The 1,961-nt window shown below is 41.1% G+C and carries 1 pseudogene; it reads right to left on the bottom strand.

What is annotated here, in order from left to right:
* Positions 1 to 1,874, bottom strand: a pseudogene (locus tag ACEYW6_RS36110) (hypothetical protein); the annotation flags it as partial.
* Between the last annotated feature and the right edge of the window lie 87 nt (positions 1,875 to 1,961).

The following is a 1,961-nucleotide window of genomic DNA, read 5'->3' on the forward strand; positions in this document are numbered from 1 at the left end:
GCTCCCTGCATGGTCATCCCCGATTTGAGGTTGTGGTCAGTCACAGATTGTTGGCTAACTGTCCCCAGGTTGCGGTAGGCGGGTTTCTTATCCTCCCCAATCTCACCATTGATTTGTGCAACTGCTAGTAATTTGTGGGGGCGTTCTTTAGTTCGCCATTTCTCTGGTATTTCGTCTAGGCGAATGTTCAACGTTTGGACTTTCCAAATCAGAGGATGTTCGTAATGGGTGAGATTGGTAATTTCGAGTTGGCAAGACTGTGGAGTTTGGATGATTGCTGATGGCCCTTTCTCGGTTTCCCGCCGTCGCTCCATACGTACCGCAGCGTTGAATTTCTGATCAAAATCGTACTTGGCGGCGATCGCTGTAAATTTTTGCTGTGGTGTAAATTCTACTCTTTTGAATAAGTCTTTAAACTGGACGATGGGGCGCGATTCTAACTGTGATTCTTGGAAATATTTATTGGTTTGGCTAATTAATAATTCTACTGGTGAGTAGCCCTTTGGTGTTATCCCCGTGCTTAAATAAACTGACGAAGATTTCTTATCTTTAATATAATTAACATCACGATACAAGTAGCGGCTGTTCTCCCTGATTAAATTCATCTCAGGTTTTTTAGCACTCTTGAATAAATCAACCGCTATTTGGTTTTGATAACATCCCTCACCAATCATTTCTCGGTACATTAGGCGGTTAACATCCATCGCCTGCTGAATAATCTCTCTTCTTCTGTTAGGATTCTCTGCTAGAGCTACAACAGATTGCATGAAGGGTTTGTACTCTGCTCTAATTGGTTTGGGCTTCTCGCCATGTTCCTGTTCAAATAAACTTTGATAGCGTTTAGATACTTGCTCTAAATATTCTGATTTTTGTTCTAAAGTCCCATAAGCGTTTAGTACTTCAATTTCTGATTCTAATGCCTCTAGTGCCGTCACTTGATTGTTGATTATGCCCACGCTGATGCTATCACTCATGTGGATAGCGATTTTTTCAAATGGGGGTTGGGTTCCATCTTCCAAATAAAATGATTGTTTTTTGAGCTTAACCGTGGGCGAATAGGCGTTTTGAGGAAAATTTCTTCGCTCTGCCTCTGCTGTCAGATTAGGGTATAAGCTAGCTCTTACTACACCAATGCAATCACCATCATAGTCTCGTGCTTGGCGTTCTGATTCGGTTTCTGCTGGGTCGATAAAATCAACATCAATCCCTCGTGCTTCTAACTCTGTAATTCTGGCTTGTATGCGCTTGTGGTCTTCGTCATTGACTACAATTATGCCTTTGAGGTCTTTACCATCTGGCCCGAGTCGATCTTTAACGTGCTTGTTAGCAGACACACACAATCCGTTAGAATTCAGAAAAGGAGAACGGAAGTTAAGAATTTTCTCTTCATTCTTTTCCCATGAAACACAGATTTCACCATTTTTTAAATCTTTGGATGGAATAATCATCCCTCGGTCAAAAGTAAGCGTTTTCCCTAAAGCGATATCTCGCCATTGGCTCTGTACAAACCGACTCAATTCCTGTTTAACTTTTTCCGTTTCTAATAACTGCTGATGACCAAACAAGTCAGCTTTGATGAGCTTGTACATGAACAAGTCATCTTTAGTACTCTCGTCATCTAATTCCTCATCTGCATCTAAGTCATCATTTGTCCCTAAGTTTTTAACATCTGCTTCAAGGCTAGTAAGTTCTCCTATTTTTAATTTACTTTGGTTCAATGATTCTTTGCGTTTTTCGTATTTTTCACAATAGTCAGCAGCAACTTTCCTTGGGTCATCTTGAATAGAGGCTAGTTTCTCAGCTTGTAGCTCTAATTTTTCGGCAAAATCTTTAATTCCTTGGGGGAAAGATGCCAATAGTTGAGAAATAGACATCTGGCCATGCTCATCGGTGAGAGGTTAGAATGATTGCACTTTTGTCAAGAGGGTGCAGGAAAAGGCGATAAATCCAGCTTGGGGACT

It is taken from the genome of Nostoc sp. UIC 10607 (assembly GCF_047228265.1).
In the GTDB taxonomy this organism is placed as follows: Bacteria; Cyanobacteriota; Cyanobacteriia; order Cyanobacteriales; family Nostocaceae; genus Nostoc; species Nostoc foliaceum_A.